Source organism: Aminobacter sp. MDW-2, from assembly GCF_014250155.1.
Lineage (GTDB): Bacteria > Pseudomonadota > Alphaproteobacteria > Rhizobiales > Rhizobiaceae > Aminobacter > Aminobacter ciceronei.
Window position 1 is genome coordinate 1777954 of sequence record NZ_CP060197.1, and the last position, 14321, is coordinate 1792274.

Consider the following 14321-nt stretch of genomic DNA (forward strand, 5'->3'; position numbering starts at 1 on the left):
CGCGCTGAAGGGCGTGCGGCAGTCAGGTTCAGGGCAACGAAAGGTTGTCGTGCCGTGCCCCTTCATTCCAGGGGTTTTTCATGAAAACAGTTCTTCTTGCTTCGACCTTGATGCTTGCCGTTGCGGGCAGCGCGCTTGCCGCCGATGTGGTTGCCCACGAGCCGGCGCCGGCGGAGGCGCCCGCTGGTTTTGTCTGGACCGGTGGCTATGTCGGCCTGCATGGCGGCTACGCCTGGCTCAATGGTACGGTCGATGTCGCCACGGCCGAACGGCCCTTCGATATCGATGGCTTCGACAACGGGCTGCTGGGTGTCCATGCCGGCTACAATTGGCAGCTTGGCGGCGGTTTCGTCGGCGGTATCGAGGTTGACCTCTCGCATGCCTGGACCAAGCGGGACTTGGTCGTCCGTGTCAGCGTTCCCGATTTCCCGCCGATGGACATTCCCGTCGAAGCCGGGACCAACTGGCAAGGCAGCGCGCGCCTGCGCGCCGGCTATGCGATGGACCGTACGCTGCTTTTCGCGACGGGCGGCGTTGGCTTCGCCAAAACCTACGTGAAGATGCAGGCCTATGACGAGAGCAAGACGTTCCTCGGCTGGACAGTGGGTGCCGGCATCGAGCACGCGTTCACCGACAACTGGATCGGCCGCCTCGAATACCGTTATGCCGATTTCGGTTCGGAGACGTTTCCGGGCGACATCAAAATCGGTCTCAACGAGCACACCGTGCGCGCCGGCATCAGCTACAAGTTCTGACCGGCACTGCCCGACTAGAAAAGAGCCCGGCTTCGCGCCGGGCTTTTTGCGTCATGGAACGGCTGGTCCGGCTGGACCTCACTCGGCTGGCAGGCTGCGCACGAATTCGACGCCGTCGATGACAAGCAGGTGTGGCTCGGGTGCGGCGGCGATGCGCTGGACGCCGTCGCTGCAGGTAAACACCGGCCAGCCGCTGTCGGCGCACAGGATCTCGACGAACCAGTTGCCGAGCTGGTCGGTCAGGCTGATGCGCAAGGCGCCGTCCTTGAGGCGCCGCGCATGGGAGCCGTTGGTTGCAGTCCAGGTCCAGGGTCCGCCGAGAGGCGGCCGGGAGAACATGACAAAGGGATAGGTCCTGGGCGGCAGGTCTTCATATTCGGCCGCCAGGCGATAGCGCATCATCGCGGTGGTGTAGTCGGCGGCGATGGACGGCCAGCGCGCATAGAGCATGCCGACGCCGTGCGGATGCGGATCGACAAGCAATTGGCGAGCACGGCTCTCGGCAGCATGGGCCGCCGTTGCCATGGCGACGGCGGCGATGGCAGCAAGCAGCATTGCGATGCGTCGCGACATGTGCCCGGGCCTCAGAGCCCATCCCGGATAGGAACGAGCGCTCGTTGGAGCGTGACCTTGCCCGCGAACCTGTTTCCCAGTTTTCGGGAAAGAATCAGTCGACATCATTGTCGCCGCTTGCCGTAGCGGGATCAATGGCGGGATGATTTCTGCCTTCGGACCGCAACAGGGCAGGGCCGATCGGAAAAAATCTTGGGAAAATTGAATCGGGGTGAAAACCCCGAACGCCTCCTGCGTACGGGCATCAGGTCGATGCCAGAACCTGGTGAAGCGCGCCAACAGGCTGGCGTCCAATTCACCCGGTCCCGAAAGCCTGATGCTTTCGGGCTAGCAATTCGGGGTTGCAGACCGCCTTTTCGTCAGGCGGCGGCTCTTGCCCTGAAACGGGGTATGCTTGCCAGCAGCAGATCCTTGTCACGCACGCCGCTACGATAAAGCTTGAGGAGCGTCCTCGCTATCTCGCTTGCCCAGACGGAACTCGGGTCTTCGCCGCGTTCGTGGCAGATCTGGTCGAACACATGCTGAAGAAGCGCGAGATCCCTGGGATAAATCGGGGAGTTAGGCTGGGTGAAAAGTACGTGCTCCATAGTCTTCTCCCATATGGTGTTTGTTCTTTTGTCTTATGCTTTGCTGCTGAGTTTTTTCCTGCTAGCTGCCGCGGTCAGCAAAGCTGATCGCGATCAAGAACCAAATCCGCGCTCATGCCCTTGGGTATAGAACGAGGATAGAGTTCAGCATCGTCACGTATGTGGAAGCATCTGCCGCAGGCGATCGCATCAATATGCCTCCTTGAGGCAAAGGTTGCATGCAGGCGTGGGTCATTTCAGGGCGGAAATTCTGCTCTACAACCTGTGTGATGTCGAGTCACTCTGGGTTGCAACGGAGTTGCAGGAAAAGGTGCTCGAATGAAGGTGAAAGGGCCCGCCAGGAGGGGGACGGCAGGCCCTTTCTGGACGTGGCTGAAAGGAAAAGACCACGCCCGGTGTGCCAGAACGCAACTCTTCGGGGTGGGAAATGGTTCCCTTCAGGCGCGCTTGCTTTACATCAGGACATCGACAGTGATCATTTGCCTTCATCATTTGTTCACCATCAACTCCCCACCATTCATGTGCGCAATGTATCGAGTGCGCGTCTTTGGCAACGCCCGGCGGGCTGCACAACCCTTCGCCCGCCGGTGCGCCTCAGGCCCCTGACATGGCCTTCCCAACGCTGCCTGCATGACTTAGCCTGACGCTATCGCCGCTGCCCGCTGGCTCGCCGCGGGATCGCAGGAAAGGCATAAGCTCTTGGCTGAAATGACCATCATCGTCGAATTCGAGACAGTGGACGGGGCGGAGGAGCAGTTCCTCGACCTGATCTCGGAACACGCCCGTGCCACGCTGCAGGAAGAGCCGGGCTGCCTGCGCTTCGAGGTCATCAAGCCGGTGGAGCGCGACGGCACGCCGATCGCGAACAAGGTGATGGTCAACGAACTTTATGCCGATGAAGCGGCTGTTGCCGCGCATGAGCGGAACCCGCGCATGCCGGATGTGCAGGCGGCACTTTCGCCCTTGCTCAAGTCGCGCCGGCTGATCCTGGCGCGGTCGCTCGGCCTCGTTGATCCCAATGGCGGCATGCGGCCGGAAGAGCTCAACGCGGCCAATGACGATTAGCGCGGAGGTTTCAGGCCGACCTGGCACCGCTCGTGGCGATTTCCCGGTTGCCCGATGCTGACGTCGCGGAAAGTAAGCGCAGGTCAGGTGTGGTTTTTCGTGGTTTCTCGCTCCAGTTACATTTGCAATTGCTGATGTGCGGCGCTGCGATGTTAAGGTTAGTCAGTCGTTAATGCTTCTGCGGCAAGGTTTGTCGTGGCGGTCTGCGGGGGAGCAGCATCGCTCCATGCATGCAGGGCTGACGGATGCGGAAAATTCTGGGCTCGGACGTCAACGATCCGACCGGCGAGCCGGCCAATGAGCGGGCGCTGACGAACGAGGCTGGCGGCGCGCGGGCCCTGGACGATCTCGACCTGCCTTATGCCGATCTCGAACGCACCATCGAATCGATGAACATGGGCGTGGTGCTGGTCGATGCCGGCCTCAACGTGCAGTTCATCAACCGGGCTTTCCACGACATCTGGAGGCTGACAGTGGGCCAGGTCGCCGTCGGCTGCCCGTTCAGGGCGTTGATGGACATCAATCGCTACAGCGGTGTCTATGCCGTCGCCGACGCCGACTGGGAAAGCTACGTCGCCCTGCGCGAGTCCGAGATTGCGGCCGGTGATGTCGCGCCGCGTGAATTCCGCCGCGCCGACGGCTGTACCATGATCTATTCGGTCACTGCCCTGTCCGGCGGCAAGCGGCTGGTTTCCTATTACGACGTCAGCGAGATGAAGCGCCGTGAGGTCGAAGCGGTCGAAGCCCGCCATCGGCTGGCCGAAGTGCTGGAATCGCTGCCGGCCGGCGTCGTCATCTATGACCGCGACGACCGTTTCGTGCTTGCCAACCGCAAGCTCAAGAGCGCCTTGCCGGCACTCCATGACGTACTCACCGAAGGTCGCACGCTGCGCGACAGCATGGTGGCAGCGCAGCGCTCGGGCTACTTCCGCGACACCAGCGACGACGACCTTGATGCCCTCTATGACGCCGATCCTGAGGCGTGGGTCGAGGGCATGATGGAACGCTATCATTCCAGCCAGGCGGTGCGGGAGCGGCGCAATCCCGATGGCCGCTGGTACCAGATCTTCGACCAGCGGCTGGCCGACGGCACCTTCATCGGCGTGCGTGTCGACATCACCGAACTCAAGCAGCGCGAGCGTGCGCTGCAGGACTCGATGCGCGAGAACGAGGTGTTCCGCAGCCTGATCGACAATGTTCCGGTGTCGATCTACGCCAAGCACCACGACCTCAGGCTGATGTATGTCAACCAGGGTTGGTGCGAGCTGACCGGCTATTCCAAGGAAGAGGCCATCGGCAAGACCGATCTCGAGATTTTCGGCTCCGAAGGCGAGCCCTTCATGGAGGCCGACCGCGAGGTCATGCGCCGCGGCACGACGGTTGAGATCGAAGAGACGGCGACATGCGCCGACGGGACGATGCGCCACCAGTTCGCGCGCAAGAGCGCGATGGTGGCCTCCGACGGTTCGCTCTATTTGATCGGCTCGACAACCAACATCACCGAGCTCAAGCAGCGTGAAGTCGAACTCGAGGAAGCGCAGCGCCGGGCCGTGCTGGCCGACCGCGCCAAATCCGAATTTCTTGCCAATATGAGCCACGAAATCCGCACGCCGATGAATGGCGTGCTCGGCATGGCCGAGCTTCTGGCGAAATCCGACCTCGACCCCAAGCAGAAGACCTTCACCGACATCATCGTCAAATCGGGCAATGCCCTGCTGACGATCATCAATGACATCCTCGATTTCTCGAAGATCGACGCCGGCCAGCTGGTGCTCGACCCGATCCCGTTCAACCTGTCGGAAGCGATCGAGGACGTCGCCACGCTGATGTCGACGCGGGCCAAGGAGAAGGATCTCGAGCTGATCGTCAGGATGCAGCCCGATCTCCGGCATCTCTATGTCGGCGACGTCGGCCGCATCAGGCAGATCATCACCAATCTGCTCGGCAACGCGGTGAAGTTCACCGATTCCGGCCATGTGCTCGTCGACGTGACAGGCCGCAGCGACGGCGAGCAGACCAAGCTGCATGTCGCGGTGACCGACACCGGCATCGGCATCCCCGAGGCCAAGCTCAAGCTGGTGTTCGAGAAGTTCAGCCAGGTCGACTCGTCGTCGACGCGGCGGCACGAAGGCACCGGCCTCGGCCTTGCCATCACCTCGCGCCTCGTCGACATGATGGGTGGCGAGATTGGCGTGGAGAGCGGTGAGGGGGCGGGTTCGACCTTCTGGTTCTCCTTGACCCTGCCCAACGCCGGCCGGCTGGAGACGCGGCCGGCAGCACTGATCGACGTCACCGGTGCGCGCGTGCTGATCGTTGACGACAATGCCGTCAACCGCACGATCCTGACAGAACAGATGCTGTCGTGGGGCTTTGATTCCTGTGCCGCCAAGAGCGGCGCCGAGGGACTGCAGGTGCTGCAGGCCGCGCAGGCGATGGGCATCAATGTCGACTGCATCGTGCTCGACTACCAGATGCCGGGCATGACCGGTGCCGAGATGGCCCGGATCGTGCGGCAGTCGCCGACCCTGTCGGACACGCCCGTCGTCATGCTGACCTCGGTCGACCAGTCGCTTTCTGGTCCTGGGCACCGCGATCTCGCAATTGATGCCCAACTGATCAAGCCGGCGCGCTCGTCTGCTCTGCTGGAGGCGCTGGTCGCGGCGATCCAGCGCAAGCGGGCGCCCAACCTCACGCCGGCGCAGATGGTTGAAGCGCAGGTGCCGGCTAAGCTTCCCAGCAGCCCTGCGCCGCAAGCAACGCGCCTCCGCGGCGGCCAACGGCCGGGCGGCGATGGCGGGCTCGACATTCTCGTTGCCGAGGACAACGAGGTGAACCAGATGGTGTTCAGCCAGATCCTGGCCGAAACCGAGCTCAGCTTCGAGATTGTCGGCAATGGCAGGCGCGCGGTTTCAGCCTATGGCGAGCGTCGTCCCAGGATGATCCTGATGGACGTGTCGATGCCCGAGATGAACGGGCTCGAGGCGACGAGCGAAATCCGCAAGCTCGAACGCGGCACCGGCATGCGCGTGCCGATCATCGGTGTCACTGCGCACGCACTCAAAGGCGACAAGGAACGCTGCCTCGAAGCCGGCATGGACGACTACCTGCCCAAGCCGATCAGTCCGCGGGCCCTGCTCGAAAAGATCGAGCGCTGGTCGTGGCAGGACGAGGAGCGCCGCGGCGCCGTCTGACCCGGATCCGGAACACGCGCCGGATCGGCTCTGAAAGATTGTGGAAATGTGACAGTCTGCGGCGACAAAGACCGGCCTGCCGTTGCGTAGGCGGCTTGCTTTCGTTGCCTGCCTGTTGTTTGCCTCGCGCCGGCAAAGGACCGAGGAAACGACCCCTTCAGCGCCATGCACAGCAACCGTTACAGGGGTGACACGAAACTGTCATGCAACTGTAATAGAGGGGGGCTATTGGCTCACCGGGCGCCGAGGAAAGGCGTCATAAGAGATACTCCAACAGGAGCAGGCCCCAATGAAAAAAGCTCTTCTCACTGCGTCGGCTGCTGCCTTCGCGATCGCAGCCTCGGTAGGCTATGCCTCGGCCCGCGACCAGATCCAGGTTGCCGGTTCCTCGACCGTTCTGCCCTATGCAAAGATCGTTGCCGAACAGTTCGGCGAGACCTTCACCAACTTCAAGACCCCCGTCGTCGAATCGGGCGGTTCGGGCGCTGGCATCAAGGAATTCTGCAAGGGCGTCGGCGAGAACACCATCGACATCGCCAACTCCTCGCGTCCGATGAAGAAGGACGAGATCAAGTCCTGCGTCGACGCCGGCGTCAAGGACATCCAGGAAGTGAAGATTGGCTATGACGGCATCGTCTTCGCGACCGACGTCAAGGGCCCGGACTGGGCGCTGACCCCGGAAGACGTCTACAAGGCGCTCGCGGCCAAGATCGCTGTCGACGGCAAGCTGGTCGACAACCCGAACACCAAGTGGAACCAGGTCAACCCGAACCTGCCCGACTGGGACATCGCTGCCTACATCCCGGGCGAAAAGCACGGCACCCGCGAAGTGTTCGAAGAAAAGCTGCTGATCGCCGGCTGCAAGAAGCTCGGCGGCGTTGACGCCGGCAAGGCTTCCGGCCTCGACGACAAGGCCGCGGAAGCCGCCTGCAAGGCCGTGCGCAAGGACGGCAAGGCTGTCGACATCGACGGCGACTACTCCGAGACGCTGGCCCGCATCGACTCGAACAAGACCGGCGTCGGCGTGTTCGGCCTGGCCTTCTACGAAAACAACGCCGACAAGCTGAAGGTCGCCACCGTCGGCGGCATCACGCCTTCGGTCGAGACGATCGCCAAGGGCGAGTATCCGGTGTCGCGTCCGCTGTTCTTCTACGTCAAGAAGGCGCATCTCGGCGTTGTTCCCGGCCTGAAGGAATATGTTGAGTTCTTCCTCGACGACCAGATGGTCGGCCCGGAAAGCCCGCTCGCCGACTACGGTCTGGTTGCTGCTCCGGACGCAGAGCGCGCTGCCCAGCGCGAAGCCTTCGGCGCCGGCAAGACCATGTAATCAACGAACTGCCACGGGGCGTCGGAAAAATCCGGCGCCCCGTGGAATATTTCGCCGACTGTCCCGTTCGGCACAAAGAACCGAATTCACCGAGGCCGGCCCATGTCATTCCTGCTTGTCTTCGCCATCGTGCTCGCAATAGGCTTGGCCGCCTTCGTGGTTGGCCGGCAAAGGGCGCGCGCGCAGGATGATGGAACCGTCAAGCCGCACTCGCGGGCGCACTACCATGGCTGGTGGGCATTCCTGACCGGCGTCGTGCCGGCGGTGCTGTTCCTCGCCGCCTGGGACATCGGCGCCAGCGCCTATCTCAACAGCCACATCCATTCGTCCCTGCCGGCCGATGTCGCAGACGGCACCGTCGCGCATGAAGATCTGTCCGCAGGCCTGGTCAAGAGCCTCGCCAGCGGATTGCGCAAGCTCGACAGCCAGACGCTTGCAACACTGCCCTCGACCTTTACCGAGCTGCAGCCGATGCTTGCCGCCAAGGGCGTGGCGCTGGCTCCCGACACACAGGACTACATGATTCCGATCGCGACTGAGACCAACAGCGTCTCCGACCGCCTCGGCATGATCTCGGCCGTCGTCTCGATCGGCCTCGCCCTGATCGGCGTCGGCTTCGGGCTGAAGGGCATCAGCCCGCGCGCCAGGGCACGCAACAATGTCGAGAAGGTGATGCTGTGGAGCCTGCTCGGCGCCTCGACGCTCGCCATTCTCACGACCATCGGCATCGTTTTGTCGATGCTGTTCCAGACGATCGCCTTTTTCGAGAAGGTGCCGCTGACCAACTTCTTCTTCGGCGCGGTGTGGGATCCGCGCTTCGCCGCTGCTGGTGCGGGCGCCAGCGAAGGCCAGTTCGGCCTGATCCCGCTGCTTGCCGGCACGCTCTACATTGCCTTCGTCGCGCTGCTGGTCGCAGTGCCGATCGGCCTGATGTCGGCGGTCTACATGTCGGAATACGCAGCACCCAAGGTACGCGCGGTGGTCAAGCCGGCGCTCGAGCTGCTCGCCGGCATCCCGACAATCGTCTATGGTATCTTCGCGCTCGTCACGCTTGGGCCTTTCCTGCGCGACATCAGCGCGGCGCTCACCGGCGGCACCCCGTTCATCCAGGCGCAGTCGATCCTGACCGCCGGCCTGGTCATGGGCGTGATGCTGATCCCGGTGGTCTCTTCGCTCTCCGATGACATCATCACCGCCGTGCCGCGCGCCATGCGCGACGGCTCGCTCGGCCTTGGCGCCACGCGCTCGGAAACGATCAAGCGCGTCATCCTCCCAGCCGCTCTCCCGGGCATCGTCGGCGCCATCCTTCTGACCGCCTCGCGCGCCATCGGCGAAACGATGATCGTGGTGCTGGCAGCGGGCGTTGCCGCCAACCTGACACTCAACCCTTTCGAGGCGATGACCACCATCACCGTCAAGATCGTCAACCAGCTGACCGGCGATCTTGAATTCAACACGCCGCAGACGCTCGTCGCCTTCGCGCTCGGCATCACGCTGTTCGCGCTGACGCTGGTGATGAACATCGTCGCCCTTTACATCGTCCGGAAGTACCGGGAGCAGTACGAATGACCGATATTTCGCTCGACACGCTGACCGCGTCAGCTGCCCGTCCGCGCCGCGACATCGGCCTCAAGAAGCGCTATGCCGCCGAACGCCGCTTCCGACTCTATGGTGTGCTGGCGATCGCCATCGGCCTGGCCTTCCTGGCAGTGATGCTGACCTCGATCGTTTCCAAGGGCTACACGGCCTTCTGGCAGACGACGGTGACGCTGCCGATCAACTTCGACGAAAAGATCATCGACCCGTCCAACAAGCGGGCGACCGATCCGAATGTGCTGATCACTGCGAACTATCCCAAGCTCGCCGAACAGGCGCTGATCGAGAAGCTCGGCATCGACCCGAACAACAAGGCCGATGTGCGCAAGCTCAAGGGCTTCCTGTCCGACAGCTCGCGGGTACAGCTCCGGGCGATCGTCGCCGCCGACCCGTCGGTCATCGGCACGACCCGCAACGTCGACATCCTCGCCGCCGCCAATCTCGACTCGGCCTTCAAGGGTCAGATCGACCTCGACGTGCCGGAAAGCCGCCGCAAGGTGTCGGACCAGCAGGTCGAGTGGATGAACAAGCTCAAGGCCGAAGGCGTGATGGCCGAGCATTTCAACACCGGCCTGTTCAGCTACGGCGCATCAAGCCGTCCTGAAACGTCGGGCGTCGGCGTAGCCCTCATCGGTTCGTTCTACATGATGGTGATCGTGCTTTTGCTGGCGCTGCCGATCGGCGTCGCCGCCTCGATCTATCTCGAGGAATTCGCCAAGAAGAGCCGCTTCACCGACCTGATCGAGGTCAACATCAACAACCTCGCCGCCGTGCCGTCGATCGTTTTCGGTCTGCTCGGCCTGGCCGTGTTCATCAATTTCCTCGACCTGCCGCGTTCGGCATCCTTCGTCGGCGGTCTGGTGCTGACGCTGATGACGCTGCCGACCATCATCATCGCGACGCGCGCCGCCTTGGCTGCCGTGCCGCCGTCGATCCGCTCGGCAGCGCTTGGCCTCGGCGCCTCGAAGATGCAGATGGTGTTCCAGCACATCCTGCCACTGGCCGCCCCCGGCATCCTGACCGGCACGATCATCGGCCTGGCGCGTGCGCTCGGCGAGACAGCACCGCTTCTCTTGATCGGCATGGTCGCCTTCGTCGCCGACTATCCCAAGACGCCGTTCGATCCCGCAACCGCACTTCCGGTGCAGATCTACATGTGGGCGAACGAGGCCGAACGCGCCTTTGTCGAGCGCATGTCGGGCGCCATCATCATTCTTCTCATCTTCCTCATGGCCATGAACATCGTCGCCATCGTCCTGCGCCGCCGCTTCGAGCGCCGCTGGTAGGGCATGGACAAGGAGCATCCTGCTATGAACATCATGACCGAAAAATCCCTCGACGACGCGGTGAATGCTGAGATGAACGCCAGAACGAACGAAATCATCAAGATGCGCGGCGACAAGGTGACCGTGCACTATGGCGAGAAGCAAGCGCTGTTCGGCGTCGATCTCGACGTTCGCCAGAATCAGGTGACGGCGCTGATCGGCCCGTCGGGCTGCGGCAAGTCGACCTTCCTGCGCTGCCTCAATCGCATGAACGACACCATCGACGCAGCCCGCGTCGGCGGCAAGATCACACTCGACAGCGAAGACATCTACGATCCCAAGATCGACGTCGTCGAGCTGCGCGCCCGCGTTGGCATGGTGTTCCAGAAGCCGAACCCGTTCCCGAAGTCGATCTACGAGAACGTCGCCTACGGCCCGCGCATCCATGGTCTCGCCAAGAACAAGGCCGAACTCGACGTGATCGTCGAGAAGAGCCTGCAGAAGGCCGCTCTGTGGAACGAAGCCAAGGACCGTCTCAACGAGCCGGGCACCGGCCTGTCGGGCGGCCAGCAGCAGCGCCTGTGCATCGCGCGCGCCATCGCCGTTTCGCCCGAGGTGATCCTGATGGACGAGCCGTGTTCGGCGCTCGACCCGATCGCCACCGCCAAGGTCGAGGAGCTGATCGACGAACTGCGCGAGAACTACACGATCGTCATCGTTACGCACTCGATGCAGCAGGCGGCGCGCGTGTCGCAGCGCACGGCGATGTTCCACCTCGGCTATCTCGTCGAGGAAGGCCCGACCGACAAGATGTTCACCAACCCCGACGACAAGCGGACGCAGGACTACATCACCGGCCGCTTCGGCTGAGTGGGTTTCGTCGCGGCACACGATACGAGGAAGAAATCATGGGCGAACATACAGTCCGGTCCTTCGACGAAGAACTTCAGCACGTCGACCAGCTCATCCGCGACATGGGCGATCTTTCTGGCGCAATGGTGGCCGGCGCCATCCGCGCGCTTCTCACGTCCGACCAGGCACTGGCGCAAAACGTCGTTGCCGACGATACGATCATGGACGCCAAGCAGCGCGATCTCGACAATTCGGCGATCACGCTGATCGCCAAGCGCCAGCCGATGGCGCAGGATCTGCGCGCCGTGGTCGGTGCCATCCGCATGGCGGGTGACCTCGAGCGCATCGGCGACCTCGCCAAGAACATTGCCAAGCGCGTCGGCGCCGTCGGCCAGTCGCCGACCCCGCGCAATCTCTCGCATTCGATCGATGCGATGGCGCAGCTGGTGCTCGGCCAGGTTCGCGGCGTCGTCGATCTCTATGTCGCGCGTCAGGCCGAGGGCCTGAAGGATCTGCGCGCCGACGACCAGAAGATCGACATCCAGTACACCGCCGTGTTCCGCGAACTCCTGACCTACATGATGGAAGATCCGCGCAACATCACGGCCTGCACGCATCTGCTGTTCTGCGCCAAGAACCTCGAGCGCATCGGCGACCATGTCACCAACATCGCCGAGAACGCCTATTTCGTCGTGACGGGTACGCAGCTGCCGCTGAACCGGCCCAAGGTCGACGAGACCACGACGACGGTTCCGGCCTGAGCATTTCCGCAACCGCATGCGTTTGGCGCGGGGGCGCTGCATAGGTTAAATCAGCGCATGGTCCAGAAGCGGCCATGCGCAAGGACAAGGTATAGCCAATGATCGCTCCCAAGGTCATGGTCGTCGAAGACGAAGAGCCGCTGGGCGTGCTGCTTCGCTACAATCTCGAATCCGAAGGCTATCAGGTCGAGGTCGTCACGCGTGGCGACGAGGCCGAGATCCGGCTCCAGGAAAACGTGCCCGACCTGCTGGTGCTCGACTGGATGGTGCCGGCGCTGTCGGGTATCGAACTGTGCCGCCGGCTCAGGATGCGTCCCGATACCGAACGCCTGCCGATCATCATGCTGACGGCGCGGGGCGAGGAAAGCGACAGGGTGCGTGGCCTTTCGACCGGTGCCGACGACTATCTGGTCAAGCCGTTCTCGACGCCGGAATTCATGGCGCGCGTCAAGGCGCTGCTGCGCCGGGCCAAACCCGAGGTGCTGTCCTCGGTGCTCAAGGTCGGCGACATCATGCTCGACCGCGAGTCGCACCGCGTCTACCGCAAGAAGAGCGAGATCAAGCTCGGGCCGACCGAATTCCGCTTGCTCGAATTCATGATGCGGCACCCGGGCCGCGTGTTCTCGCGCAGCCAACTGCTCGACAATGTCTGGGGCGAGACGATCTATATCGACGAGCGCACCGTTGACGTGCATGTCGGGCGCCTGCGCAAGGCGGTCAACAACGGCCGCATGCCTGACGTGATCCGGACCATCCGCGGTGCCGGCTACGCCATCCGTGAGGACTGAGCCGCTTCGGGCTCTTTCCGCTCAGCTAGAGAGTTTCCGCTTTTCTTCGAATCGCGGAATCTCTCTATGTCTTTCTTTTTGAGCAATTCCGGACGGAAAACCGCTGCACACTTTTCCTGGAATTGCTTTAGGCGACGTCGGCATCGGCACGGCGTGGAGCCGTGCCTGCGGCAAAGACCTCCTGATCAACGGCAAGCAGCGCGCGCATCATCGCGCCCTCGCGTTTGAGTGGAACCTCGTTGGGTTCGGTGTCGAAGGAGATCGCCTTCGAGTGCAGCCCGCCCGCCGTCTTGGCGATGGCCGCGCGCACATGTGGCTCCATGATGTCGAAGGCGGTTGCGCCGACGCCGACGAAGGCGAGGGGGGCGGGGTCGAACAGCGCAAACATCGAGCCGAGACCAAAGCCGATGGCTTCGCCGGCCTTGCGGAAGGCCTCGCGTTCGGGGCCATCATGGTCACGTGCCGCATCGGCCACGGCCCTGATGTCGTCGTCGGACAGGTCGGCCAGCGGCTCGGCATTCTCGTCGCCAACCCTTGCGTTGCGCCAGATGGCGTAGTTGCCGGCATAGGCCTCGATGCAGCCGCGGCGGCCGCAGCGACAAAGCGCGCCGTCCGGGCGATGGATCATGTGGCCGAACTCGGCACCCGACGACTGCGTGCCGGTGAACAGCTCGCCCTTGATGACGAGGCCCATGCCGATGCCGTGCGAGAGCAGGATGGCGATGAAGTCGTCGCGATAACGCACCGGATCGCGCCAGCGCAGGGCCTCGGCGATCATGTTGCAGTCGTTCTCGACCGACACAGGCACGCCGAACTCCTGCTCCAGCCGGTCGGCGAAGGGGATGTCGTCGTAGCGGGTGATCGGCGACCACAACAGCTTGCGCGAGGCGGCGTCGGTGATGCCCTGGACGGCGATGGCGATGCGTAGGACGGCGCCGCCCGAAACGCCGGCGCCGTCGATCAGGCGCCGGACCATTCCGACGCATTCGTCGACCAGCGCCTCCGCAGGCATCTGCTGCGTGACAAGCCGCCGGGTCTCTTCGGTCACGGTGTTGCCGGCATAGTCGATGACGGCGGCGGACAGGCTGTTGAGCGAGAGCACGACCGCAACGACAGACGCAGCGTCGGCATCGAGCATCAACCCGACCTGCGGCCGCCCCCGTTTCATGGAGACGGGTTCGCTGAACTTGGCCTCGGCAAGGATGCCTTCTGATATGAGATCAGAGGAAATCGTCGAGATCGTCGAATGGCTGAGGCCGGTGGTGGCGGCGATTTCGGTGCGCGATGGCTGGCTGGCTCGGCGAACCGCGGATATAACCATGGCGCGGTTGCGCCGTCTCAGATCGTCGTGACGTATGCCGACCGACATGTGCTCGTCTTCCTCCCGGCGAAGCGCTGCCCTTCTTAAGCGGCAGTCCCTTACGCGCCAAGTGATTGTGACAGAGCCAGCGCCAAATGTCTCCATTTATTTCGGGCTCCGAAAAAAATAAGGAGCGCTCGCGAAACCATGTTGACAGTGGCCAGGCATTGAGTCAGTATTTTTTCGAGGCTCGAAAAAAAG

General features: G+C 62.9%; 12 protein-coding genes. 9 read left to right on the plus strand and 3 right to left on the minus strand.

Annotation, left to right across the window (positions count from 1 at the left end; genetic code table 11):
- The first annotated feature begins 80 nt into the window (after positions 1-80).
- A complete protein-coding gene (locus H5P29_RS08715; protein WP_154385685.1) occupies positions 81-755 on the plus strand; it encodes an outer membrane protein in 675 nt (224 codons plus the stop codon).
- A gap of 78 nt (positions 756-833) precedes the next feature.
- On the opposite strand, the gene H5P29_RS08720 is transcribed toward H5P29_RS08715, so the two are convergent.
- Together H5P29_RS08720 and H5P29_RS08725 are read right to left on the minus strand one after the other, a co-directional pair.
- Positions 834-1328: a hypothetical protein gene (locus H5P29_RS08720; protein WP_154385684.1), complete on the minus strand. Its 495-nt coding sequence runs from the start codon at positions 1326-1328 to the stop codon at positions 834-836.
- Between the two features lie 359 nt (positions 1329-1687).
- Positions 1688-1915 (minus strand): hypothetical protein, encoded by a 228-nt coding sequence (locus H5P29_RS08725; protein ID WP_067957276.1) that lies wholly within the window; start codon positions 1913-1915, stop codon positions 1688-1690.
- Between the two features lie 708 nt (positions 1916-2623).
- On the opposite strand from H5P29_RS08725, the gene H5P29_RS08730 reads away from it, so the two are divergent.
- From H5P29_RS08730 to phoB, 8 genes are all read left to right on the plus strand, one after another.
- Positions 2624-2980: a putative quinol monooxygenase gene (locus H5P29_RS08730; protein ID WP_067957278.1), complete on the plus strand. Its 357-nt coding sequence runs from the start codon at positions 2624-2626 to the stop codon at positions 2978-2980.
- A 245-nt stretch (positions 2981-3225) separates the two neighbouring features.
- A complete protein-coding gene (locus tag H5P29_RS08735; protein ID WP_154385683.1) occupies positions 3226-6171 on the plus strand; it encodes a response regulator in 2946 nt (981 codons plus the stop codon).
- Positions 6172-6460: 289 nt separating this feature from the next.
- Positions 6461-7498 (plus strand): PstS family phosphate ABC transporter substrate-binding protein, encoded by a 1038-nt coding sequence (locus H5P29_RS08740; protein WP_154385682.1) that lies wholly within the window; start codon positions 6461-6463, stop codon positions 7496-7498.
- A gap of 102 nt (positions 7499-7600) precedes the next feature.
- Positions 7601-9067, plus strand: a complete 1467-nt coding sequence (gene pstC, locus H5P29_RS08745) for a phosphate ABC transporter permease subunit PstC (protein ID WP_154385681.1) — start codon at positions 7601-7603, stop codon at positions 9065-9067.
- Positions 9064-10380 (plus strand): phosphate ABC transporter permease PstA, encoded by a 1317-nt coding sequence (gene pstA, locus H5P29_RS08750; RefSeq protein WP_154385680.1) that lies wholly within the window; start codon positions 9064-9066, stop codon positions 10378-10380. Before pstC ends, pstA begins: the two co-directional genes overlap by 4 nt.
- A 24-nt stretch (positions 10381-10404) precedes the next feature.
- On the plus strand, positions 10405-11229 hold the full coding sequence (pstB, locus tag H5P29_RS08755) for a phosphate ABC transporter ATP-binding protein PstB (protein ID WP_154385679.1): 825 nt from the start codon (positions 10405-10407) through the stop codon (positions 11227-11229).
- 38 nt (positions 11230-11267) lie between these two features.
- The gene (phoU, locus tag H5P29_RS08760; RefSeq protein ID WP_067957295.1) at positions 11268-11972 is read left to right on the plus strand and encodes a phosphate signaling complex protein PhoU; all 705 of its coding nucleotides are present in this window, start codon (positions 11268-11270) and stop codon (positions 11970-11972) included.
- A 98-nt stretch (positions 11973-12070) separates the two neighbouring features.
- Entirely contained in the window at positions 12071-12760 is a 690-nt protein-coding gene (phoB, locus tag H5P29_RS08765; protein WP_067957297.1) for a phosphate regulon transcriptional regulator PhoB, read from the plus strand.
- Between the two features lie 127 nt (positions 12761-12887).
- Here phoB and H5P29_RS08770 read toward each other — a convergent pair whose 3' ends face one another.
- Positions 12888-14129 (minus strand): ROK family protein, encoded by a 1242-nt coding sequence (locus tag H5P29_RS08770; protein ID WP_154385678.1) that lies wholly within the window; start codon positions 14127-14129, stop codon positions 12888-12890.
- Positions 14130-14321 lie beyond the last annotated feature (192 nt).

Bases quoted from the DNA above. Each gene is read 5' to 3' on its own strand.
- H5P29_RS08715 (WP_154385685.1), top strand. From the start codon at position 81: ATGAAAACAGTTCTTCTTGCTTCGACCTTGATGCTTGCCGTTGCGGGC.
- pstB (WP_154385679.1), top strand. From the start codon at position 10,405: ATGAACATCATGACCGAAAAATCCCTCGACGACGCGGTGAATGCTGAG.
- H5P29_RS08770 (WP_154385678.1), bottom strand. From the start codon at position 14,129: ATGTCGGTCGGCATACGTCACGACGATCTGAGACGGCGCAACCGCGCC.
- H5P29_RS08740 (WP_154385682.1), top strand. From the start codon at position 6,461: ATGAAAAAAGCTCTTCTCACTGCGTCGGCTGCTGCCTTCGCGATCGCA.
- H5P29_RS08730 (WP_067957278.1), top strand. From the start codon at position 2,624: ATGACCATCATCGTCGAATTCGAGACAGTGGACGGGGCGGAGGAGCAG.
- H5P29_RS08735 (WP_154385683.1), top strand. From the start codon at position 3,226: ATGCGGAAAATTCTGGGCTCGGACGTCAACGATCCGACCGGCGAGCCG.
- phoU (WP_067957295.1), top strand. From the start codon at position 11,268: ATGGGCGAACATACAGTCCGGTCCTTCGACGAAGAACTTCAGCACGTC.
- H5P29_RS08720 (WP_154385684.1), bottom strand. From the start codon at position 1,328: ATGTCGCGACGCATCGCAATGCTGCTTGCTGCCATCGCCGCCGTCGCC.
- phoB (WP_067957297.1), top strand. From the start codon at position 12,071: ATGATCGCTCCCAAGGTCATGGTCGTCGAAGACGAAGAGCCGCTGGGC.
- pstA (WP_154385680.1), top strand. From the start codon at position 9,064: ATGACCGATATTTCGCTCGACACGCTGACCGCGTCAGCTGCCCGTCCG.
- H5P29_RS08725 (WP_067957276.1), bottom strand. From the start codon at position 1,915: ATGGAGCACGTACTTTTCACCCAGCCTAACTCCCCGATTTATCCCAGG.
- pstC (WP_154385681.1), top strand. From the start codon at position 7,601: ATGTCATTCCTGCTTGTCTTCGCCATCGTGCTCGCAATAGGCTTGGCC.